Origin of the sequence: Polaromonas sp., assembly GCF_036676035.1 — a bacterium.
In the GTDB taxonomy this organism is placed as follows: Bacteria; Pseudomonadota; Gammaproteobacteria; order Burkholderiales; family Burkholderiaceae_C; genus Polaromonas.
In genome coordinates this window covers 1-22,323 of sequence record NZ_JAKFDR010000048.1, presented here as the reverse complement: position 1 = coordinate 22,323, position 22,323 = coordinate 1, and the positions used below count along the sequence as shown (strand labels likewise).

The following is a 22,323-nucleotide window of genomic DNA, read 5'->3' as shown; positions in this document are numbered from 1 at the left end:
GCCATGTGGCCGCTTTGCGTTTCCTTGCCGCCAAAGGCGCCGCCCATGCGGCGGCACTCGACCTTGACCGCGTGGTTGGCGAGGCCCAGGGCATGCGCCACCCAGTGCTGGATTTCGCCGGGGTGCTGGGTGCTGGAGTAGACCCACCACTGGTTTTGCTCCAGCGGCAGCGCATAGGCGACCTGGCCTTCCAGGTAGAAATGCTCCTGGCCGCCGATCTCGAACGAGCCGCTCAGGGTGTGGGGCGCGCTGGCAAGCGCCTGGGCCGCATCGCCGCGCTTGACGAACACCGGCGGCAGCACATAGCTCTGGGCCTTGAGCGCTTCTTGCACCGTGAGAATGGCGGGCAGGGCTTCGATGTCGAGTTTGACGAGGCGTGCGGCGCGGCGCGCCAGCATTACCGAGTCGGCTACCACCACGCCGACGACTTGGCCGATGTGCTCGACATGGGTGGTGGCGAAGATCGGCTCGTCGTGCGAAAACGTGGCGAGGATCGGGTCGCCGGGGATGTCCTTGGCCAAGATCACGTCGTGCACGCCGGGCAGGGCCAGCGCAGCGCTGGCATCCACGCCCAGCAGCCGGCCATGGGCCACGGTCGAGAGGATGGGCGCGGCGTACAGCGTGCCCTTGATCTCGGGAATGTCGTCGATGTAGCTGGCTCTGCCTGCGACCTGGGCCACGGCGCTTTCGTGCGCCTTGGATACCCCGCAGGCATGGGTGTGGGTCGTGCCGGGAGCAGTGAAGAGTTTGTCAGGGGCGTTCATGCCAGCTCCTTCACGTCAAAACTTTCCAGATTGATTTGCTGCAGGCCCTGGCTTTCAAGCCAGAAGCGCTGCATCAGGTTGCCGAGCACCTCGCTGCGGTAGGCGCTTGATGCGCGCATGTCGGAGATCGGCTGGAACTCGCCGCGCAGCGTGGCGGTGGCCTGCTTCACGGTGGCCAGCGTCCAGGGCTGGCCGCGCAGGGCGGCTTCGGTCTGGACCGCGCGCATCGGCATGGCGGCCACGCCGCCAGCGCCTATAGACACGTGTTCGACCAAGCCGCCTGCAACGCGCAGGTTGAGCACCAGGCAGACGGCGGAAATGTCATCGTCGTAGCGCTTGGAGATCTTGTAGGCGCGCAGCAACTCCTGCCCCTCACCCCAACCCTCTCCCCAGAGGGGCGAGGGAGCCATACCGCTTTGTCTTTCCCCCTCTCCCCCTGGGAGAGGGCTGGGGCTGAACGCTGCGGCTCCGGATGCGCCTGCGCGCGTCTGGACAGCGTGAAGAAGTCCGGGCTCAGACCGGGCTGCGGTCTGCAAGACAGGGCTCCCCGGCAGCGGTACCTTGATCCAGGCCAGTACTTCATCCGGTGCCATCACGTTTTTACGGTAACCGGTATAAAGCTGCTCCAGCGGCATCTCGCGGTGGCCCATCTTCCCATCTCTTTCGCTCATCAGCACCACGTTGGCGCCCAAGGCAATCAGCAGGGGCATGGAGTCGCCAATCGGCGAGCCATTGGCCACATTGCCGCCCATCGTGCCGGAGTTGCGCACCGGCAGGCCGGCAAAGCGGCTGGCAAAGGTCTTGAGTTGCGGCCGGTCTTCCACCAGGGCGGCGAAGGCATCGGTCAAGGGTACAGCGGCCCCGATGGCGACATGGTTGTCATAGCGCTCGATGCGGCGCAGCTCCTTGACCTGGGTGACGTCCAGCACTTTGCTGAATTGCATGTGCATCTTGGTAACCCACAGCCCCACATCGGTGCAGCCGGCCACGATTTGCGCGTCGGGGTGGCTGGCGCGGGCGGACAGCAGCTGGGCCAGCGTGGTGGGGGAGAAGTAAGAAGAGCCGGCCTGGACGCCACGGGCCTGGGGCGCGATCTGCTTGAGTTGTTGCAGCAAACCCGCTTCGTCAACCGGCACGGCAGGCCAGTGGGCCATGGTCTGGGCCGCGTCCAGGATGGGGCGGTAGCCGGTGCATCGGCACAGGTTGCCGGAAAGCTCCTCCTGCGCCAACGCCCGCGTGATGGGCTGGAACGCGGCAAGCGTGGGGGAGTCTTCCGCCTCTCTACCAGCAGGGGCCGCGGAACCGGCTTTGCCGGGCCGCAGGCGCAGCGCCCCCTCGGGGGGCAGCGCAGCACACGAAGTGGCAAGCGTGGGGGCAATATGGTTCTGGTACATGCCGAACAGGCTCATCACAAAACCGGGCGTGCAAAAGCCACACTGAGAACCGTGGCAATGCACCATGGCCTCCTGGGCCGGGTGCAGCATGCCATCGTCGGCAGCCAGGTCTTCCACGGTCCACAGTGCCATGCCGTCTATGGAATGGGCCAGGCGGATGCAGCTGTTGATGGCGCGGTATTGGAGCTTGCCGTCCGCCGCTTCACCGAGTACAACGGTACAGGCGCCGCAGTCGCCTTCGCCGCAGCCTTCCTTGGTGCCGGTGCAGGACAGATCCTCGCGCAGCACTTCCAGCAGCGTGCGCGTGGGTGGTACATTGCCCAGCGAGACGAGCTCGCCGCGACGGATGAATTGAATCGTTTTGGTTTCCATGAATCAGATGGTTGTTGGTCTGTAAGTTCCGGGCGGTGTACAAGGGTAGGGCTAGATGCGCCTTGCCGCCATAAGCATTGGTATATGACACGAATGTAGGCAAAGGTATGAGAGATCAAGCGCTTTTCGACAAGATAGACCTCCACTTGATAAGGGTCTTGCACACCGTGTTAACCGAACGCAGCGTTTCTCGGGCCGCCATCCGTCTGGGCATGTACCAGCCGGCCGTGTCGGCTGCGCTCAAGCGCCTGCGCGATCTGGCGGGCGACCCCCTGCTGGTGCGTTCGGGCCCCGGCATGGTGCCCACCGATGCCGGGCTGCGCATGATAGAGCCCAGCGCCAGCATACTGCGCGCCGCAGAAGTGCTGTTTACCGACGCTCGGGGCTTCGATCCGCAAACCACCCGCAACACTTTCCGGGTAGCCGCCAGCGACTACCTCGACCCGCTGTTCCTGCCGCAGCTGGTCTCGCAGATCAAGGCCCAGGCACCGCTGTGCCACATCGAGATCCAGCCCCTGTCGGCCGATTCCGACTACCACGCCCATCTGGCGCAGGGCGATGTCGATGTCGTGATCGGCAACTGGGCCCAGCCGTCGGAGGACTTGCACATGGGCCGCTTGTTCGGAGACGATGTCGTGTGCCTGGTCAGCAAGGGCCACCCGGCCGTGCGCCGTGGCTGGGACCAGCAGGCCTGGCTGGAAGCCGAGCACATTGCCCCCACGCCGACCCATCCCGGCGCCAAGGGCGTGATCGACGAACATCTGGACAGCCTGGGTCTGCGGCGCAACATCACGGCGCGCTGCCCGCACTTCGGCCTGATTCCGGGCATGGTGGCCGCCAGCCTGTTGGTGCTGACCACCGGCCGCCAGTATTGCGAACGCTATTCCGAGGACCATGGAGGGCGGCTGCCCGTGAAGATTCTGGAATGCCCGATTGAATTTCCCAAGCTGGTGTACTACCAGCTCTGGCATGAGCGAACCCACGCGTCCAACTCAGCCAAGTGGTTGCGCGAACGTGTCAAGTCGGTTGCTGCGGCGCTACGAAAAGAATAGCGCCCTATGACCATTCGTTAACGGCGGTAAGCCGATTTATTATAAATAGACAAGAGACAATGCGAGACATGAACATCCCCACCTCCCCCCACGCGCCACCCCGGTTGCAGCTGGCCAACATCACCAAGAGCTACCCCGCCGTGGTGGCCAACAGCGACGTGTCGCTGAGCGTAGCGCCCGGCGTGGCCCACGCCATCCTGGGTGAAAACGGCGCCGGTAAATCCACGCTGATGAAAATCATCTACGGCTCGGTCAAGCCCGACGAAGGCACGGTGCATTTCAACGGCAAACCGGTTCACATCCGCAACCCGCAGGAAGCGCGGGCTCTGGGCATCAGCATGGTGTTCCAGCACTTCAGCCTGTTCGACACCCTGACCGTGGCGGAAAACGTCTGGCTCGGGCTCGAAAAAAGCCTGAGCCTGCCCGAAGTCACGCAGCGCATCACGGCCAAGGCCGGCGCGTACGGCCTGGACATCGACCCGGCGCGCCCGGTTCACACCCTGAGCGTGGGCGAGATGCAGCGGGTGGAAATCATTCGCGCCCTGCTGACCGACCCCAAGCTGCTGATCCTCGACGAGCCGACCTCGGTGCTGACGCCGCAGGCGGTGGAAAAGCTGTTCGTGGTGCTCAAGCAACTGGTCTCCGAGGGCTGCAGCATTCTCTACATCAGCCACAAGCTGCATGAGATCCGCGAACTCTGCACGGCCTGCACGGTGCTGCGCGGCGGCGTGGTCACGGGGGTGTGCAATCCGCAGCAGGAAACCAATGCCTCGCTGAGCTGCCTGATGATTGGCGCCGAGCCGCCGGAGCTGGAGCACCACCAGGTCAGAACGGGCAAGACCGTATTGAGCGTGCAGGCTCTGGACCTGCCGCGCGAAGACCAGTTCGGCGTGGACCTCGAAGGCATCTCGCTGGAGGTGCGCGCGGGCGAAGTGGTGGGCATTGCCGGTGTGTCGGGCAACGGCCAGAAGGAACTGCTGTACGCGCTGTCGGGCGAAGACACGCGTGCCGCCGCGCCCATGATCCAGGTGTTTGACAAGAAGGTTGGCAAGTTCGGCCCCGGTCGCCGGCGGGCGCTGGGCGTGCATTTCGTGCCCGAAGAACGGCTGGGGCGCGGTGCCGTGCCCACGCTGGGCCTGGCGCACAACCTCATGCTCACGCGCACGAACGCGATAGGCCAATCCCGCTGGTTGCCCGGCTGGATCAATGTCAAGGCCCTGGAAACCCAGGCGCAGGACATCATCCGGCGCTTCAACGTCAAGGCCGGTGGGCCGAACTCGGCGGCCAGGTCGCTGTCGGGCGGCAACCTGCAGAAGTTCATCGTCGGCCGCGAGATCGACGCCAATCCCAAGCTGCTGATCATCTCGCAACCCACCTGGGGCGTGGACGTGGGGGCCTCGGCGCAAATCCGCGGTGAAATCCTCAAGCTGCGCGATGCCGGTTGCGCCGTGCTGGTGGTCAGCGAAGAACTCGACGAGCTGTTTGAAATCAGCGACCGGCTGCATGTGATTGCCAAGGGGCGGCTGTCGCCCTCGATGAACCGGGCCCAGGCCACGGTCACCAAGATTGGAGAATGGATGTCAGGACTCTGGGAATCCCCCGTGCGCTCAGGGCCTGGCGAGCCCCCAGCGGCCATGTCGGCAGGCTCGGCGCGACCCCAAGGCGGTCTGGAGGTGGCCCATGCTTAAGCTCGAACCCCGTCCCCAGGCCTCCAGGTTCTGGAGCTACAGCTCGCCCCTGCTGGCGCTCTTGATTACCGTCGTCATCGGCGTGATCCTGTTTGCCGTCTTGGGCAAGGACCCGGTCAAGGGTTTGCAGGTGTTCTTCTGGGAGCCCATCAAGACGTCTTACGCCGTGGGCGAGCTCATGGTCAAGGCCACGCCGCTGCTCATCATCGCGTTGGGCCTGGCCGTGTGTTTCCGCTCCAATGTGTGGAACATCGGTGCCGAAGGGCAGTTTGTGGTTGGCGCGGTGGTGGCCGGCGGCGTGGCGCTGCTGGCCGACAAGAGCACCGGTGGCTGGATCGTCATGGCGATCCTGCTCGCGGGCATCCTGGGCGGCATGGCCTGGGCCGGCCTCACGGCCTTGCTGCGCGACCGCTTCAACGCCAACGAAATCCTGGTCAGCCTGATGCTGGTCTATGTGGCCGACCTGGTGCTGAGCTTCCTGGTCTACGGCCCGTGGAAGGATCCGGCGGGCTACAACTTCCCGCAGACCAAGACCTTCGAGGCCATCACGCAGATTCCCCGGCTGATGCAGGGCTCGCGCGTGAGCATAGGGCTGCTGATTGCCCTGCTGGGGGTGGCCGCGCTGTGGGTCTTCCTGTTCCGCACCCGGGCTGGTTTTGCCCAGCAGGTCGGCGGCCTGGCCCCGGCAGCGGCGCGCTATGCGGGCTTCTCGTCGCGCAAGGCCCTGTGGATTGCCCTGCTGACCTCCGGCGGCGCCGCCGGGCTGGCGGGGGCGCTGGAAGTGGCCGGGCCGATTGGCCAGCTCACGCCCTATGTGCCGGCCGGCTACGGCTTTGCCGCCATCATCGTGGCCTTCGTCGGGCGGCTCCATCCCGTGGGCATGGTGTTTTCGGCCATCCTGATGAGCATGTTCTACATCGGCGGTGAACTCGCGCAGTCGCGCCTGGGGTTACCGAAGTCGCTGACCGGCGTGTTCCAGGGCCTGCTGCTGTTCACGCTGCTGGCCTGCGACACCCTGATCGCCTACCGCATCAAATTCAAATTCACCTCATCGGGGACCCACCACCCGCGGCCCAGCGGCCCGGCGCTGGCTACTGCGGTGCAGGAAGGAGGCAAATAATGGAATCCTACGCATTGCTGCTGGCCGCCACGCTTAACGCGGGCACCGTGCTGGCCATCGCGGCCCTGGGGCTGCTGATCAACGAAAAATCCGGCATCGTCAACCTCGGGGCCGAGGGCATGATGCTGTGCGCGGCCATCGCCGGCTTTGCCACCGTGGTCCACACCGGCAACGACTGGCTGGGCTTTGCCGCCGGCATGGGGGCGGGCGCCTTGCTGGCCGCCATCTTCGGCGTGCTGGTGATCTGGCTCAACACCAACCAGTACGCCACGGGGCTGGCGCTGAGCCTGTTCGGCGCCGGCTTCTCGGCCTTTGCCGGCATCCAGTACGTGCGGGAAAAGCTGCCGGAGCGGCCGCAGTTTTCCATTCCCGTGCTCGGCGACATCCCGCTGGTCGGCCCGGCCCTGTTTCGCCAGCATCCCATGGTGTACCTGACCATCGCGCTGGTGTTCGGCCTGATCTGGTTTCTCTACCGTTCGCGCGCCGGCCTGGTGCTGCGCTCGGTCGGTGAATCGCCCGAGTCGGCCCATGCGCTGGGCTACCCGGTGCGGCGCATCCGTCTGCTCGCCGTGGTGGTGGGCGGTGCGCTGTGCGGCCTGGCCGGCGCCTACATCGCCGTGATCTACACACCGCTGTGGGTCGAAGGCATGGTGGCGGGCAAGGGCTGGATCGCGCTGGCGCTCACCACCTTCGCCACCTGGCGCCCGGCACGGGTGTTGCTTGGAGCCTACCTGTTTGGCGGTGTGACCATGCTGCAGTTTCATTTGCAGGGCGTGGGCGTGGAAGTGCCCAGCCAGTTCCTGAGCATGCTGCCCTACGTCGCCACCATCGTGGTGCTGGCCATGATCTCGCGCAACCCGGCCTGGATTCGCATCAACATGCCGGCATCGCTTGGTAAACCTTTTTATCCCGGCTCATAATCGAGCCTTTATTCCTGTCGCAACCCCTCAAATAAGGAAATGACATGACTGACCTGAAGAAACGTTCCCTGCTCCAAGTCGCGGCCCTGTCCGCCGTGGCAGCAGCCCTTGTGGGTTGCGGCAAGAAGGAGGAGCCGGCGCCTGCCCCGGCGGCACCTGCTGCAGCGCCGGCCCCGGCCAAGCCCGAGCCGCTGAAGATCGCGTTTGCCTATGTCGGCCCGGTCGGCGACGGCGGCTGGACCTTCGCCCACGACAACGGCCGCAAGGCGGTCGAAAAAGAATTCGGCGACAAGGTCGTCACCAGCTTCGTGGAAAAAGTGCCCGAGTCGGCCGACGCCGAGCGCGTGATCCGCGACATGGCGGGCCAGGGCAACAAGCTGATCTTCGGCACCACCTTCGGCTACATGGAGCCCATGCTCAAGGTGGCCGCCGACACCAAGGACGTGAAGTTCGAGCATGCCACCGGCTACAAGACGGCCGAGAACATGCGCACCTACGACAGCCGCACCTACGAAGGCGCCTACTTGGCAGGCGTGATCGCCGGCAAGATGAGCAAGACCGGCACGCTGGGCGTGGTCGGCTCGATCCCGATTCCGGAAGTCATCCGCAACATCAACAGCTTCACGCTGGGCGCCCAATCGGTCAACCCCAAGGTCAAGACCAAGGTGGTCTGGATCAACGAGTGGTTCAACCCGCCGAAAGAAACCGAAGCCGCCACTTCGCTGATCAACGGCGGCGCCGACGTGCTGATGCAAAACACCGACTCCTCTGCCGTGCTGCAGACCGCCGAGAAAATGGGCAAGCGCGCCTTTGGCTGGGACTCCGACATGACGGCCTACGGCCCCAAGGCTCACCTGGGTTCGGCCGCCATCAACTGGGGCCCGTACTACATCAAGGCCACGCGTGATGCGCTGGAAGGCAAGTGGGCGACCGGCCAGCACTGGTGGGGCGTGAAGGAAGGCGCGATTGACATGGTGTCCATCGCGGCTGACGTGCCCGAAGAAACCAAGGCCAAGATTGCCGAGATCAAGAAAGGCCTGACCGACGGCTCCTTCGCGATCTGGAAGGGCCCGATCACGGACAACACCGGCAAGGAAGTTTTGGCCAAGGACGCCGTCGCTGACGACAAATTCCTGGGCGGCATCAGCTTCTACGTCAAGGGTGTGGAAGGCAAGGTGCCGGGCGGCGACAAGAAATAAATTTTTGTTGTGAATGCCAAGGCCGCGCGTGCGCGGCCTTTTTAGTTTGGAGCCTTTATGTTCAAAGTCAAACCACTTGCCCCTGAGCGCCTGCCCGAGTTGCTGCGGCGCATGCCCAAGGCGGAGCTGCATATTCACATCGAAGGCTCGCTGGAGCCCGAGATGATTTTTGCGCTGGCCCAGCGCAATGGCATCGCAATTCCGTACAGCAGCGTGGAAGAGCTGCGCCGCGCCTACGCGTTCACCAACCTGCAGAGCTTTCTGGACATCTACTACGCCGGCGCCAGCGTGCTCTTGAAAGAGCAGGACTTCTACGACATGGCGCGCGCCTATCTGCTCAAAGCCGCCGCCGACAACGTGGCGCACACCGAGCTATTTTTCGACCCGCAGACGCACACTGCGCGTGGCATCAGCATGGAAACCGTGATCCATGGCCTGCATCGTGCCTGTGTCGATGCGCAGGCCGATTTGGGGATCAGTGCTTCCCTGATCATGTGTTTTCTGCGTCATCTCAGTGAAGAAGAGGCGTTTGAAACGCTGGAGCAGGCGCTGCCGTTTCGGGACAAGATCATCGGCATTGGGCTCGATTCCGGCGAGGTCGGCAACCCGCCCGAAAAATTTGCGCGCGTGTTTGCGCGCTGCCGCGAGCTGGGCTTTCACCTGGTGGCGCATGCCGGTGAAGAAGGGCCACCGGCCTATGTCTGGACCGCGCTGGATGTGCTCAAGGTTGAACGCATCGACCACGGCGTGCAAGCCAGCAAGGATGCAGCCTTGATGCGCCGGCTTGCGCAGGATCGCATTGCGCTGACCGTGTGCCCGCTGTCCAACCTCAAGCTCTGTGTGTTTCCCGATCTGGCCAGCCACAACCTGCGCCAGCTGCTCGACGCGGGACTGGCTGTCACGGTCAACTCCGACGACCCGACCTACTTTGGCGGCTACATGAATGACAACTTCACGCAGACCTTTGCCGCGCTGGATCTGAACGCCCAGCACGCCTACCAGCTGGCGCGCAACAGTTTCGAGGCGAGCTTCATCGACACGAGTGCGAAGCGCCGCCACATCGAGCAGCTGGACGGCTTCTTTGAATCCTTCCAGTAAGAAGCAGGCCATGCCCGGCCCCTGGCTGGTTGCGCTGGCAGGCATGGTGTCGCTGGCCGTCGCCATGGGCATAGGGCGCTTTGCGTTCACGCCCTTGCTGCCCATGATGCTCAGTGATGGCGTGATCGATCTGCCCTCTGCAAGCTGGCTGGCCAGTGCCAACTACCTGGGCTACATGCTGGGTGCCATCGCCTGCACGTTGCAGCCGTGGTTGTGGGCCCGGTTCAAGCAGCTTCCCTTGTGGGCCTACGCCTCGCTGGTGCGTGCAGGTCTGGTGATGACGGCCGTGCTGACTTGCAGCATGGCCTGGCAGTTTCCGTCGGCATGGCCCGCCCTGCGCTTTGCGGCCGGGGTGACCAGTGCCGTGGTGTTTGTGTTCACTTCGGGCTGGTGCCTGTCGCGTCTGGCCCGGCTCGGCGTGCCGGCCCTGGGCGGCGTGATTTACGCCGGCCCCGGGGCGGGCATTGTCGTGAGCGGCCTGTTTGCCAGCGGCATGGTGGCCTGGGGATGGACGTCCGCCGCAGGCTGGATGATTTTTGGCGGGCTGGCCTTTGCGCTTACGGCGCTGGTGTGGCGCGCCTTTTGGGGCGGCGATGAGCGGCTCCACGTCGCCAGCAGCGCGCCGGCCAGCCCGGCACACGGCGAGGCCGGCGAGCATGGGCGCGGCGAGATGGCGCTGCTGACCTTTGCCTATGGCCTGGCGGGTTTTGGCTACATCATCACCGCCACTTTTCTGCCGGTCATTGCGCGCACGGCCCTGCCGGGCTCGGCCTGGCTGGACCTGTTCTGGCCCATCTTCGGCCTGGGCGTGATCGTGGGGGCCTTGCTGGCCACGCGCATCCCCGTGACCGGCGATTTCCGCTACCTGCTGGCCGGCTGTTATGTGATGCAGGCGCTGGGCATTGCCACCAGCCTGTGGAGCCCCAGCCTGGCCGGCTTTGCCCTGGGCAGCCTGCTGCTGGGCCTGCCATTCACGGCCATCACTTATTTCGCGATGCAGGAGGTGCGCCGCCTGCGCCCTGTGGGCGCGGCCAGCTTCATGGGCTTGCTCACAGCCACCTATGGCGTGGGGCAGATTCTGGGTCCGCCGCTGGTGGCCCTGCTGCTCAGGCGCATGCGCAGTCCCGGCGAAGGTTTTGCGCTGTCGCTGGAAATGGCCGCCGCCGCACTGCTGGCAGGCGCCGTGGTGTACTGCTGGATGGCCAAAGTCCATCCCCGGGCCAGGCCAGCGATCCTCCCTGGGACGCGGTAAAATCAGCGCTTCCCGGCATGCTGTCTCGGCGTGCCGGTGTTTTTGCAACTCCGGGGCCATGTAGAGGACTACCATGTATAAAAACCTCGCAGCCACGCTCGTGGCCGCTTGTTGTTTATCTCCCGCTTGCTCCCTGCCTCCCGCATTCACCCGGAGAGCAGCATGAGCTACCAGGTCAAAGAGATTTTTTACACCCTGCAGGGTGAGGGCGCCAACGCCGGGCGCCCGGCCGTCTTTTGCCGCTTTGCCGGCTGCAACCTGTGGTCGGGCCGCGAACAGGACCGGGCCACGGCCACCTGCCGGTTTTGCGACACGGACTTTGTCGGGACCGACGGCACCTTGGGCGGCAAGTTTGCCGACGCCGATGCGCTCGCCCGCCAGATCGAAGCGCAGTGGCCGGCCGGCGACCAGGCTCACCGCTTTGTGGTGATGACCGGCGGCGAGCCCCTGCTGCAGGTGGATGACGCGCTGATTGCCGCCCTGCACGCACGTGGCTTTCAGATTGCGGTGGAGACCAATGGCACGATAGCGGCCCCCAGCGGCATCGACTGGATTTGCGTCAGCCCCAAGGCCGGCGCCCCCTGGGTGCAGCGCGAAGGCCACGAGCTCAAGGTGGTGTGGCCTCAAGCCAGTTTTTCGGGTTTTGATCTGGCGGAGCTGGAGGCCGCCCGCTTTACCCATCGCTTCCTGCAGCCCATGGACAACCCCGAGCGGCAGCGCAACACGCAGGCCTGCATCGAGGTGTGCATGGCGCGGCCCGCATGGCGGCTGAGCCTGCAAACCCACAAAATCACAGGCATCCGATGAACTACGCCATCAGCCAGAAGTTCTTTTTTGACGCGGCCCACACGCTCAAGCGGCACATCGAAGCCGACAGCAGCCTGCGCGTCCATGGGCATACCTACAACGCCGAGGTGTTTCTGAGCGGGCAGCCCGACCCGCACACCGGCATGGTGGTTGATCTGGGCCTGGTGCGGCAGGAGATCGAGCAGCTTCGCAAGCAGCTGGACCACCATTTGCTCGACGACGTCGCCGGCCTGGGCCCGGCCACGCTCGAGAACCTGTGCCGCTTCATTTTCCAGAACCTGGCGCCGCACCTGCCCGCCTTGAGCTCGGTGCGCGTCTGGCGCGAGTCCATGGGCGATGGCTGCATACTGAGCAAATAATCCTTATCTGCCTTCTCATATTGGCGAACATACATGCTGGGGTAACCTTGCCGCCATGAAAGCCTACCGCGCCTCCATCCTGTCTTTTTCTGGTCCTGCACAAGCCGCTTTTGAAGAAGATGGCTTGCTGGTGGTGGGCCCCAACGAGCAGGGCACGCAGGTGGTGCAGGCCGTGGGTCCCTACCAGCAGCTAATCAGCCGTTATCCGGGCGTGGCGGTGCAGCACTGGCCGGGCCGGATCATCGCGCCGGGCTTTGTGGACATGCACATTCACTACCCCCAGCTTGACGTGATCGGCTCACCCGCCGAAGGCCTGCTGCCCTGGCTGGAGAACTACACCTTTCCTCATGAAAAACGCTTCTCAGCCCCCGATTACAGTGCAGAAGCAGCTACATTTTTCATAGCGGAATTGCTGCGAAACGGCGTCACCACGGCCCTGACCTTTGCCACATCGCACCCTGAATCCGTCAACGCACTGTTTACCGAAGCGCAAAAGCACAGCCTGCGCCTGATCACCGGCAAAGTCCTGATGGACCAAAACTCGCCCGATGGCGTGCGCGATCAAACCGAGAAAAGCCTGATCGACACCGAGGCGTTGATCAACAAGTGGCACGGCGTGGACCGGTTGGGCTACGCCATCACGCCACGCTTTGTGCCCAGCTGCAGCGAGGCCCAGTTGCGCGGCGCCGGTGAACTGGCTGCCCAATACCCCGATGTGTGGGTCCAGTCCCACGTGGCCGAGAACAAGGACGAAATCGCCTGGGTGCGCCAGCTCTACCCCGGGGCGCGCAGCTACCTGGGCGTGTACGACGACTTCGGCCTGCTGCGGCCGCGCGCCATCTACGCGCATTGCATCCACTTCGACGATGACGACCGCGCGCTGATGCGCAGCACCGGCACGGCGGCGGCCGTCAGCCCCACCAGCAACCTGTTTCTGGGCAGCGGCTTTTTTGACTACGCCGGCGCTGACCGCGTGGGCTTTCAGTACGGCCTGGCCAGCGACGTGGGCGGGGGTACCAGCTTCAGCCCGTTTCACACCATGCTGGCGGCCTACTACGTGGGCCGTACTACCGTTGAAGGCTTGCAGACCAAGCCCGGCCTGTCATTAAGCCCGCAGCACCTGTGGTGGCAGCACACCGCCGGCGCCGCGCAGGCGCTGGGCCTGCAAGGCGTGGTGGGCAACCTGCAGCCCGGCTGCGAAGCCGACTTCGTGGTGCTCAACCCGCAGGCCACACCGCTGCTGGCGCGCAAAACGGCCCAGGCCAACAACCTGGACGAACTGCTGTTTGCCCTGATCGTGCTGGGCGATGACCGCCTGATCGAGAAAACCGTCATTTCGCAGGCGGAATCAGCCTGATTTGGCGGTTTTAGAGGCGAAATTTGCCTCCGGCCCTTTATTCACGGGCGCAATAAGCTATTAAATTCATAGCGAATTGCGTTTGTCGGCGCGTTCCATGGCTTGCCTACAATCTAGCCAACCTGAGGAACCTCCCGAATGAGCATCAAAAGCGACAAATGGATACGCCGCATGGCAGAGACCACCGGCATGATCGAGCCCTTCGAGCCCGGCCAGATCCGCCAGGCCGACGGCAGGAAGATCATCAGCTACGGCACCAGCAGTTACGGCTACGACATCCGCTGCGCCCCCGAGTTCAAGGTGTTCACCAACATCCACAGCACGGTGGTGGACCCGAAGAACTTCGACGAGAAAAGCTTTGTCGATTTTCATGATGATGTCTGCATCATCCCGCCCAACAGCTTCGCGCTGGCGCGCACGCTCGAATACTTCCGCATTCCGCGCAACGTGCTGACCATCTGCCTGGGCAAAAGCACCTACGCCCGCTGCGGCATCATCGTCAACGTCACGCCCTTCGAGCCCGAGTGGGAAGGCTATGTGACGCTGGAGTTCTCCAACACCACGCCATTGCCCGCCAAGATTTACGCCGGCGAAGGCTGCGCCCAGGTGCTGTTCTTTGAGAGCGACGAAGTCTGCGAGACCAGCTACAAGGACCGCGGCGGCAAATACCAGGGGCAGCATGGGGTGACGCTGCCGAAGGCGTGACCCGGCTTTTGATGGGGCTGCCCGTGCGTTGGCGCAAGGAAATAGATCGCTAGCGATGGAGCTTCTTGTCGCGCAGATGTCGCGCCAAACCGCAGTAGCCGTCCTTGAACAGAATCTCGTTTTCCAGCTTGGCCGGCAGCAGCTTTTCCTTGAGGTCCGATGCCGCCTGGTTGCCCTGGGTCTGGCGGATGTAGCCGATGGCCTGCTCGAACCTGGACACTTCGGCCCGGCACTGGGCTTGCTGGCCGGGGTCGGTCGCGGCTTGGCTCCAGGTTGCGCCTGCGGGCAGGCTGCTTGCCAGCACGATCCATAACATTGCGTTTGCTCGTTTCATGGTTCACTCCAATGGAACAGTCTTGGAGCATCCGCCATTGCGGCGGCCTTTTCATGAGGGGTGGCGTATCAACACTATGGGCGCCGCCATATGCACTGGAGCCGGACTCGCAAAACAGCTTCGTGGCCAACCATGTGCTGGCGCCAGATGCCAACGCGCTGCTGCGCGTGATGCAGCCGCTGGCCGAATAACAGGTGCCAAACCAGGTCAGTTTTTTTGCAACGGCTGCAACGCTGTCCGTGCCGCCGCCAAATCCCAGCCCGCCCAGCCACAGCTTTTGAACAGCACCGGCCCGGCGGGTTTTTGAATGCCTTGCCGCACCACATCGGCCAGCGTGGCAAAGCGGCTCACGTCCAGCCCCGCCTGCAGCAAATCGCCGGCCTCGTGCCCGGCATCAGCCGTGTCCACAAACACGGTGCCTTGCGCTGCGAAATGTTGGCACAGCGCCGGACTCAGCTCCACCATCTGCGGCGTGAAGGCACCGACAGCGGCGATAAAGGCGTCGCTGCGCGGCAGGGCGCTGAGCACCACGGCGTTGGCCGGCGTGCAGGTCACGACCAGCGGGCAGTCGGCCAGCGCGGCATTGGCGTCTTGCGTCACGCGGGCCTGCAGGCCCAGCGATTGCGCGTGCTGTGCGAGCCTTTCCGCACTGGACGCACTGCGGGAGGCGATCACCACTTCTTTGATGCTCAAACCTTCGGCAAAAGCTTCCAGATGGGCTTTGCCTTGCACGCCCGCGCCTACGATCAGCAAAGGGCCTTGCGGGTTGGGGGCCAGGCGCCGGGCGGCGAGCAGGGACACGGCGGCGGTGCGGCGTGCGGTGATGGTGGGGCCGTCCAGTATCAGCCGCCGTTCGCCGGTGGCAATGTCAAACACCACCACGTCGCCCTGGATCGTTGCGCGTTGCATGCCATCGATGCCTTGGCCCGCGTTGGCCGGCGTGAAGGTGATCAGCTTGGTGATGGCCACCTGACTGTCGAATGCGGGCATCACAAGCAGGCTGCCGCCGCCGGGCAGGGCCTGCACCAGACGCGGTGGCACCTGGGCCGCGTCATCGTGCAGCAGGCGGGTGATCTCTGCCATCAGGGCGGACCAGGGCAGGCGGGCTGCGGTCTGGGCGGGGTCGAGCAGCCCTGGGAGCGGGGAAGTGGGAGGTGCTGGGGACATAGGGCTGATGGTAAATCAGGCGGCCTCAGGCGGTCATTTTGCCGGCAGCCTGGCCGCAGGCGTTAGCATCAATGCTTTAAGAGCCTGTCCACGCTGCCATGAAATTGACCCGTCTGTTCCAGCCCCGCAACCCCTTGTTCTGGATGATGGTGGCGCTCAATACCCTGTCGATGGCGCTGGCCTGGATTGTGCAAAACCGGCCACTCAATACGCTGGGCCTGCTGCTGGTCGCCGGGTTTGCCGTGGCCAATGCGGTCTGGGGTGCCTGGCTGGCATGGCGGCTGGTGCGTGAGCCCCGGCCGGGCGCTGACAAGCCCTGAGCGTCCCGCTCCGGCCGGCCGGATCAGCGCGGTCATTTTTTAAGCAATGCGCCGGTTTCCCTGTCAAATTTCACCTGGTGCACCTGCCCGTTCTGCCCGGGAAACCCGTCGAACACGGCGCGCACCAGGTAGGGCGCGATGGCGGGCAGATCGGCGTCGCCTTCGTAGACGGCCCGGGACTCAAACACCGCCCGCGGCTGGCCTGGCGGGCTGTTTTTTGTATCGAGCAGGCGCAGACTGAGCTCGCTGAACTGCACCGTGTAGGGTACGACCCGGTCCCCGATATAGGCAGGGCCGAAGCGGCCCGGTGCCCAGAAACCGGGAACGAATTGGCCTGCGGCATTGTGGTGGGGCGGGATGAAGACCAGAGGGTCTTCATAAATCGGCTGCAAATACGTTCGCTGCTGGGTCTGGTTGACCGTGCTGAGCTCGGCCAGCAGACGCCCCGGCTGGCCGGCTGGGGCGCGCCTGAGCCCCTGTTTTTCCAGTTCAAGCCGCACATGGTTTTCGTAAGTGGCTTGCTCCAGATCATGGGGTTTGCCAAACGGGCTGACCGGCGGCGCGATGAAGCTGAAGCTGCTGCCCATGGCATCGGCGGGCCACTGGTTGAAGTTCGTTACTTTGGTGACGATGGGGCTGGCGCAGGCCGTCAGCAAGGCGGCCACCAGCCAAGCCATGCACACACGAAAGCGGGGGAGTCTGCGGTTCATTCACTGTAGACGCCAGGCGGCCCGAAATTGTTCCGGTGCTGGGTGGTCTGACAGAAAGATGAAATGGGAAGGCAATCGGGAGCCCGGCGACATCGAAGACCTTCGCGAAGGTGGCGGCCAGCAGGGCGGCAGCGTCAGGGGCTGCGCTACCTTTAGCGCCCGGAATTTATAATAAATAAGGCTGCAACCCTTTGTTTTACTGAGTTGTTAGCTATTTAATTGATAGCAATTAAGGTTTTTTGAAGCGGCCGGGAAACCCTTCGTCAGGGCTGCCTGCGGGCCCCTATAACCCCGAAACCGGCCATTTAGCCCAAAGTGCGACAATAGAGGGCTAAATGACCTCATCTTTTTCCAATCTTTCGCTGGCAGAACCGCTGGCCCGCGCCGTAGCCGAAATGGGCTACGAAACCATGACGCCTATCCAGGAGCAGGCCATTCCGGTGGTTCTGCAGGGCAAAGACGTGATGGGCGCCGCCCAGACCGGGACCGGTAAAACCGCTGCTTTTTCGCTGCCGTTGCTGCAGCGCCTGCTCAAGCACGAGAACGCCTCGATGTCCCCCGCCCGCCACCCGGTGCGGGCGCTGGTGCTGCTGCCGACGCGCGAGCTGGCTGTGCAGGTGGCCGAACAGGTCAAGCTCTACGCCAAGCACACCAATTTGCGCAGCGCCGTGGTGTTTGGCGGCATGGACATGAAGCCGCAAACGCTGGAGCTCAAGGGCGGGGTGGAGGTGCTGGTGGCCACGCCCGGGCGTCTGCTGGACCATATTGAAGCCAAGAATGCGGTGCTCAACCAGGTCGAGTACGTGGTGCTCGACGAAGCCGACCGCATGCTGGACATCGGCTTCCTGCCGGATCTGCAGCGCATTTTGAGCTACCTGCCCAAGCAGCGCACCACGCTGCTGTTCTCCGCCACGTTCTCGCCCGAAATCAAGCGCCTGGCATCGAGCTACCTGCAAGACCCGGTGACGATTGAGGTGGCGCGCTCCAATGCCACGGCTTCCACGGTCGAGCAGCATTTCTACAGCGTGGGCGCTGACGACAAGCGCCGCGTTTTGCACCAGATCCTGCGCCAGCGCGGCATGAAACAGGCCTTTGTCTTCGTCAACAGCAAGCTCGGCTGTGCCCGGCTGGCGCGCTCGCTGGAGCGCGAAGGCCTGAAAACCACCGCCCTGCATGGCGACAAGAGCCAGGACGAACGCCTGAAGGCCCTCGAAGCCTTCAAAAAAGGCGAGGTGGATTTGCTGGTGTGCACCGACGTGGCCGCCCGCGGCCTGGACATCAAGGACGTGCCGGCGGTTTTCAACTTCGACGTGCCCTTCAATGCCGAAGACTATGTGCACCGCATTGGCCGCACCGGCCGTGCCGGCGCTTCCGGCCTGGCGGTGAGCTTTGTGGCCAGCAGCGATGTCCGCCTGGTGGCGGACATTGAAAAACTCATCAAGACCAAGATCGAGCTGGAGCCGGTCGAGTTCGACGAAGACCGGCCACGCATCAGCGAGCAGGGCCGCATCAACGACGGCCGCAGGATGTACCGTGACGGTGACGGCGGCGATGTGCGCGAGCCCCGCGAACGCCGTGAGCGGCGCGAGTACGCGCCCCATCGTCAGGCCGCGCCGCGCGATCCGTTCTTCGATCAGCCCTATGAGGCCAGCCTGCCCGTGGAAGCCCAGCCGGCGTGGGAAGCGGCTGTCAAGTCAAGTGCACCGCGCAGCAGCGTGTCGGCCAACATCAAGCCCAAGAAAAAAGTCGCTGCCCTGTTCAAGACAGCCAGCCAAGGAACTTCCGCATAAGTCCGTTCGGGCTGAGCTTGGCCTGTCCTGAGCTTGTCGAAGGGGCGAAGCCTTTCCCAAAAGAGGGCGTTTCGACAGGCTCAACGCGAACGGGAAGAACGGGAAGACTAGGGCAAGGGGTTTTGCGCCTGCGCGCAGGCCACCGAGATCAGCTCGTACTCGGCAGGCGTCGCCCCGAGTTTGGCGGCTGTCAGGCAACCGCCCCACACACAGCCGGTGTCCAGCGGCAGCAGTTGGCTACCGGGTTTCTGGGCGTCATGCGCCTTGAGCGTTGACCAGTGGCCAAACATTACCGGCGTGCCTTCGGTTTGGCGCCCCGGCACATCAAACCACGGCAGGTAGCCATGCTTTGCAGCCTCTGCGCCCTCCTTGGTGGCGAACTCCATCACGCCCTCCGGGGTGCAAAAGCGCAAGCGCGTCAGCGCATTGACCACCACCCGAAGCCGGTCCGCGCCCTGCAGGCCATCGTGCCACTGGTAAGGGGCGTTGCCGTACATGCCGCTTAAAAACCCCTTTAAATCGGACCCGCGTAGCGCCTGCTCCACCTCGGCCGCCAGCGCCAGGGTTTTGGCGGTGCTCCACTGGGGCAGCACGCCGGCATGCACCATCAGCCAGCCGTGCGCATGAATGGCCATGTTGCGGTGGCGCAGCCAGTCGAGCAGGGCACCGCGGTCGCTGGCCTGCAGGATGTCTTGCGCGGTATCGCTGTGGTGCAGCTTGCCCATGCCCTGCCACAAGGCCAGCAAATGCAGGTCGTGGTTGCCCAGCAGGGACTGCGCGGCATCGCCCAAGCGGCTCAGGTGGCGCAAAATGGCCAGCGAGTGCGGGCCGCGGTTGACCAGATCGCCCAGCAGGTACAGCGTGTCGCGGCTGGGTGAGAAGTCAATTTTTTGCAGCAGGCGCTGAAAGGGTTCATTGCAACCTTGCAGGTCGCCAATACAGTAAAGTGCCATGGTGTTCATTTTGCCTCTGGATTCATGGATTTCATCCTCATCGCCTTTTTAACGCTGCTCAATGGCGTGTTCGCCATGTCCGAGATGGCGCTGGCCGCCAGCCGCAAGGCCCGGCTGACCGCAATGGCGGAGTCGGGAGACAAGGGGGCGCATGCGGCACTGGGCCTGCTCGACAACCCCACCCAGTTCCTGTCCTCGGTGCAGGTCGGCATCACCTCCATCGGTATGCTCAACGGCATTATTGGTGAGGCGGCCTTCAGCGATGACCTGTCGGCGCTGATCCAGAGCTTCGGGGCCCCGCAGCGCGCCGCCAACATTTCGGCCACGGCACTGGTGGTGACCATCATCACCTTCATCACGATTGTGTTTGGCGAGCTGGTGCCCAAACGCATCGGCCAGATCTATCCCGAAACCGTGTCGCGGCTGATCTCGCGCCCCATGATGTGGGTGGCCACTGCTGCCAAGCCTTTTGTCAGGCTGCTCACTTTCAGCACCCATGCCACCCTCAAGCTGCTGCGCGTTGACAACGCCGCCGAACGCGCCGTGACCGAGGAGGAAATTACCGCCAGCCTTGAAGAGGGCGTGGATGCCGGCCTGATCGAAGAGCACGAGCACCAGATGGTGCAAAACGTGTTTTTGCTGGACGACCGTTTGTTGACCTCGCTGATGCTCCCGCGCTCCGACATCGAGTGGCTCGATGCATCCGACACCGTGGCACAGGCCATTGACAAAGCCGGCGCGACCGGCCACTCGTGGTACCCGGTGTGCCGCGGCAGCCTGGACGACGTGGTGGGCGTGGTCAATGTAGCCAAGCTGCTGGCGCTGCGCGGGCAGATTCAGCCGACGGGCTCCACGGCCGATGTGGGGTCGGCCCCTTCCGTGGCAGACCGTATTGGCGCCTATGCGGTGCCAGCCGTGTTTGTGCCCGAAACACTCACCGGCATGGAATTGCTGGAGCAGTTTCGCGCCAAGTCCAGCCGCATCGTCTTTGTCGTGGACGAGTATGGCGTGGTGCAGGGCCTGGTCACGCCCATGGACATGCTGGAGGCCATCACCGGCGAGCTGCAGCCCGACGCCCAAGTCGATGCCTGGGCCACGCAGCGTGCCGATGGCAGCTGGCTGATCGACGGCGTGATGCCCGTCTCGGAACTCAAGGCCCGGCTCGACATCAAGGAGCTGCCGGAAGAGGACAAGGGGCGCTACAACACGGTGGCGGGCCTGCTCCAAAGCGTTTCAGGTCGCCTGTTGCAGACGGGCGAGCATGTCGAGTGCGTGGGCTGGCGCTTTGAAGTGCTGGACCTCGATAGAAAACGCATCGACAAGGTGCTGGCCAGTCCCACTGTCGAACCTGCCAAGTAGTAAAGGCCGCGGCCCCAATGGCTTGCGCGGGCCATTCGCATCACATTCACGCCCCATGGGGACCCCATTGAAGAATGGCTGCCCTGCCGCAAGCGGGGCTCGTCTTATCTTTGAGACACTGCCACAACATTCAATGCGTAAACAGTTGTAACTTTTTTCGGGCTGTGTTTAAACTGCAAGAAAAAAGTAGGGCGCTCATGTTTAGTTCATTCGTGTTGGCACTGGTCTTGACGGCCGTGTCTGGATTGGCAGTGGGTGCGGCCTGCCACCGCAACTGGGTGGCACGCGCCGCGAAGAATAAAAGGCGCATCCCCGCCCAATGGCAGCTCCAGGCGCGGCCTCTCCTCACGGATGTGGAGCACGAGGTCTGGCACTGGCTTAAGCGCGCTTTTTTCGACCACCATGCGCTGGTCAAAATCCCGGTCATCCGTTTCATGTCGCCACGGACCGTGGCCGAGGGGAAGCGCTCACATGAATTGCTGAACGGTGTCTATTGCACCTTCACGGTTTGCGCCGCCGACGGGACAGTCATCGGCTGCCTGGATGTGCCCGGTCCCCAGGGGCTCAAGGCCAGCAACCGCGACCTCAAGCAAAAGCTCTTTGCGGAGTGCGGCATCGCCTATGCCGTGGTGCGCGCCAGCAATCTGCCCACGCTGGAGGCCGTGCGTTCCGCGTTCCTGGGAGAAATCGATCTGTCGGATGACGAACCCGCTGTGATGGAGGAGCCGCCCTTGGCTGATCCGGTGGACGCCGAGTTTGAGGCGCTGGCCACCGTGCCCGACACCATGCGTTCGGCCAGCGGGGCCGTCCTGGATGACCATGACCATCACGGGATCGATATGGCCGCCATGGCTGAAGCTCGAAACAGCCTGCGGGCCAAGCTGGAGCGCAACCGCAAGATACGCTTTACCAATTTCGACTCACTGAGCACCGGCTCGGGCATTGTGCAGGACAACGCGGATCACGATTTTGCGGTGCAGTGGGAAGACTCTTTCATCATGCAGGAAGACGCACAGCAGCCGGATGGTGGTAAGCGCTAAGACGGGGCTTCAGGGAAAGAAAAGCGCTCGTAGCTCAGGGTCAAGCCATTATCGAAAGGCAGCCAAACAAGCTATTCATGTGCCCGAGAAAAACTTGACCACCACAGCGCACCGACTGGCCTGCGTGTGGTGAAGTAAGACAAGCGGTGCTTTTTAAGATACCATGTCAGATATTCGCATCTACACCGACGAAACAGGCCGGGCACCGTTCGAGGAATGGCTCAATGCTTTGAAGGACGCACAAGGGCGGGCACGTATTCGGGCAAGAGTGACTCGGTTGCAGGCCGGGAACTTTGGCGACTGCAAGCCCCTGCGCGATGGTGTGCTGGAACTGCGCATAGACCACGGGCCCGGCTATCGAGTGTTTTTGAGCCGACAGGGGCCGGTGATAGTGCTGCTGCTGTGTGGAAGCGATAAGAACGAGCAGGACAAAACCATCAAACAGGCCCTGACGTATTTGGCCGACTGGAAGAAACGGGGTAAAGCATGAACACACGCGACAAGAGTTATGAACAGGCCACATTAAAGGCGCTGACCGACCCGACCGAAGCTGCCGCATATAT

At 63.6% G+C, this 22,323-nt stretch carries 23 protein-coding genes; 17 read left to right on the top strand and 6 right to left on the bottom strand.

Features of this window, described 5'->3' with window-relative positions; genetic code table 11:
• On the bottom strand, nucleotides 1-764 hold a 764-nt coding region (locus V6M61_RS07895; protein WP_332776019.1), incomplete at its 3' end, for a molybdopterin cofactor-binding domain-containing protein.
• Nucleotides 761-2,530 carry a xanthine dehydrogenase small subunit gene (locus V6M61_RS07890; protein ID WP_332776018.1) on the bottom strand — a complete coding sequence of 590 codons (1,770 nt, stop codon included), beginning with the start codon at nucleotides 2,528-2,530 and terminating at the stop codon, nucleotides 761-763. The genes V6M61_RS07890 and V6M61_RS07895, both read right to left, overlap by 4 nt.
• A 107-nt stretch (nucleotides 2,531-2,637) precedes the next feature.
• Between V6M61_RS07890 and V6M61_RS07885 the strand changes: the two genes are divergently transcribed.
• The 11 genes from V6M61_RS07885 (at nucleotide 2,638) to dcd (ending at nucleotide 14,087) form a co-directional block, all read left to right on the top strand.
• Nucleotides 2,638-3,582 (top strand): LysR family transcriptional regulator, encoded by a 945-nt coding sequence (locus tag V6M61_RS07885; protein WP_332776017.1) that lies wholly within the window; start codon nucleotides 2,638-2,640, stop codon nucleotides 3,580-3,582.
• Nucleotides 3,583-3,650: 68 nt separating this feature from the next.
• Entirely contained in the window at nucleotides 3,651-5,270 is a 1,620-nt protein-coding gene (locus V6M61_RS07880; protein WP_332776016.1) for an ABC transporter ATP-binding protein, read from the top strand.
• Nucleotides 5,263-6,390, top strand: a complete 1,128-nt coding sequence (locus V6M61_RS07875) for an ABC transporter permease (RefSeq protein WP_332776015.1) — start codon at nucleotides 5,263-5,265, stop codon at nucleotides 6,388-6,390. The genes V6M61_RS07880 and V6M61_RS07875 overlap by 8 nt, the downstream gene beginning before the upstream one ends.
• Entirely contained in the window at nucleotides 6,390-7,310 is a 921-nt protein-coding gene (locus tag V6M61_RS07870; RefSeq protein WP_332776014.1) for an ABC transporter permease, read from the top strand. The genes V6M61_RS07875 and V6M61_RS07870 overlap by 1 nt, the downstream gene beginning before the upstream one ends.
• A 44-nt stretch (nucleotides 7,311-7,354) precedes the next feature.
• Nucleotides 7,355-8,509: a BMP family ABC transporter substrate-binding protein gene (locus V6M61_RS07865; RefSeq protein ID WP_332776013.1), complete on the top strand. Its 1,155-nt coding sequence runs from the start codon at nucleotides 7,355-7,357 to the stop codon at nucleotides 8,507-8,509.
• Between the two features lie 57 nt (nucleotides 8,510-8,566).
• Nucleotides 8,567-9,607: an adenosine deaminase gene (locus V6M61_RS07860; RefSeq protein WP_332776012.1), complete on the top strand. Its 1,041-nt coding sequence runs from the start codon at nucleotides 8,567-8,569 to the stop codon at nucleotides 9,605-9,607.
• A 10-nt stretch (nucleotides 9,608-9,617) separates the two neighbouring features.
• Nucleotides 9,618-10,859: a YbfB/YjiJ family MFS transporter gene (locus V6M61_RS07855; protein WP_332776020.1), complete on the top strand. Its 1,242-nt coding sequence runs from the start codon at nucleotides 9,618-9,620 to the stop codon at nucleotides 10,857-10,859.
• Between the two features lie 162 nt (nucleotides 10,860-11,021).
• Nucleotides 11,022-11,666, top strand: coding sequence for a 7-carboxy-7-deazaguanine synthase (gene queE / locus V6M61_RS07850; RefSeq protein WP_332776011.1), 645 nt, complete (start codon nucleotides 11,022-11,024; stop codon nucleotides 11,664-11,666).
• Complete coding sequence (locus V6M61_RS07845) at nucleotides 11,663-12,025, top strand: 6-pyruvoyl trahydropterin synthase family protein (RefSeq protein ID WP_332776010.1); 363 nt, start codon at nucleotides 11,663-11,665, stop codon at nucleotides 12,023-12,025. Before queE ends, V6M61_RS07845 begins: the two co-directional genes overlap by 4 nt.
• Before the next feature lie 55 nt (nucleotides 12,026-12,080).
• Entirely contained in the window at nucleotides 12,081-13,382 is a 1,302-nt protein-coding gene (gene guaD, locus V6M61_RS07840; protein WP_332776009.1) for a guanine deaminase, read from the top strand.
• A gap of 138 nt (nucleotides 13,383-13,520) precedes the next feature.
• A complete protein-coding gene (gene dcd / locus V6M61_RS07835) occupies nucleotides 13,521-14,087 on the top strand; it encodes a dCTP deaminase (RefSeq protein WP_332776008.1) in 567 nt (188 codons plus the stop codon).
• Nucleotides 14,088-14,136: 49 nt separating this feature from the next.
• Here the strand turns inward: dcd and V6M61_RS07830 are convergent, their stop codons facing one another.
• Nucleotides 14,137-14,421, bottom strand: a complete 285-nt coding sequence (locus V6M61_RS07830; RefSeq protein ID WP_332776007.1) for a hypothetical protein — start codon at nucleotides 14,419-14,421, stop codon at nucleotides 14,137-14,139.
• Nucleotides 14,422-14,432: 11 nt separating this feature from the next.
• Between V6M61_RS07830 and V6M61_RS07825 the strand changes: the two genes are divergently transcribed.
• Nucleotides 14,433-14,612 (top strand): hypothetical protein, encoded by a 180-nt coding sequence (locus V6M61_RS07825; protein ID WP_332776006.1) that lies wholly within the window; start codon nucleotides 14,433-14,435, stop codon nucleotides 14,610-14,612.
• A 16-nt stretch (nucleotides 14,613-14,628) separates the two neighbouring features.
• Here V6M61_RS07825 and V6M61_RS07820 read toward each other — a convergent pair whose 3' ends face one another.
• Entirely contained in the window at nucleotides 14,629-15,588 is a 960-nt protein-coding gene (locus tag V6M61_RS07820) for a delta(1)-pyrroline-2-carboxylate reductase family protein (protein WP_332776005.1), read from the bottom strand.
• Nucleotides 15,589-15,686: 98 nt separating this feature from the next.
• Between V6M61_RS07820 and V6M61_RS07815 the strand changes: the two genes are divergently transcribed.
• Nucleotides 15,687-15,908 (top strand): hypothetical protein, encoded by a 222-nt coding sequence (locus V6M61_RS07815; RefSeq protein WP_332776004.1) that lies wholly within the window; start codon nucleotides 15,687-15,689, stop codon nucleotides 15,906-15,908.
• A 32-nt stretch (nucleotides 15,909-15,940) separates the two neighbouring features.
• On the opposite strand, the gene V6M61_RS07810 is transcribed toward V6M61_RS07815, so the two are convergent.
• Nucleotides 15,941-16,618 (bottom strand): DUF4136 domain-containing protein, encoded by a 678-nt coding sequence (locus V6M61_RS07810; protein ID WP_332776003.1) that lies wholly within the window; start codon nucleotides 16,616-16,618, stop codon nucleotides 15,941-15,943.
• 335 nt (nucleotides 16,619-16,953) lie between these two features.
• On the opposite strand from V6M61_RS07810, the gene V6M61_RS07805 reads away from it, so the two are divergent.
• On the top strand, nucleotides 16,954-18,408 hold the full coding sequence (locus tag V6M61_RS07805) for a DEAD/DEAH box helicase (RefSeq protein WP_332776002.1): 1,455 nt from the start codon (nucleotides 16,954-16,956) through the stop codon (nucleotides 18,406-18,408).
• A 107-nt stretch (nucleotides 18,409-18,515) separates the two neighbouring features.
• Here V6M61_RS07805 and V6M61_RS07800 read toward each other — a convergent pair whose 3' ends face one another.
• A complete protein-coding gene (locus V6M61_RS07800) occupies nucleotides 18,516-19,361 on the bottom strand; it encodes a symmetrical bis(5'-nucleosyl)-tetraphosphatase (RefSeq protein WP_332776001.1) in 846 nt (281 codons plus the stop codon).
• 24 nt (nucleotides 19,362-19,385) lie between these two features.
• Here V6M61_RS07800 and V6M61_RS07795 point away from each other — a divergent pair, with 24 nt between their 5' ends.
• From V6M61_RS07795 to V6M61_RS07785, 3 genes are all read left to right on the top strand, one after another.
• Nucleotides 19,386-20,720: a hemolysin family protein gene (locus V6M61_RS07795; RefSeq protein ID WP_332776000.1), complete on the top strand. Its 1,335-nt coding sequence runs from the start codon at nucleotides 19,386-19,388 to the stop codon at nucleotides 20,718-20,720.
• Between the two features lie 197 nt (nucleotides 20,721-20,917).
• Nucleotides 20,918-21,760 carry a DUF2726 domain-containing protein gene (locus tag V6M61_RS07790; protein WP_332775999.1) on the top strand — a complete coding sequence of 281 codons (843 nt, stop codon included), beginning with the start codon at nucleotides 20,918-20,920 and terminating at the stop codon, nucleotides 21,758-21,760.
• 163 nt (nucleotides 21,761-21,923) lie between these two features.
• The gene (locus tag V6M61_RS07785) at nucleotides 21,924-22,250 is read left to right on the top strand and encodes a type II toxin-antitoxin system RelE/ParE family toxin (RefSeq protein ID WP_332775998.1); all 327 of its coding nucleotides are present in this window, start codon (nucleotides 21,924-21,926) and stop codon (nucleotides 22,248-22,250) included.
• The last annotated feature ends 73 nt before the right edge of the window (nucleotides 22,251-22,323 follow it).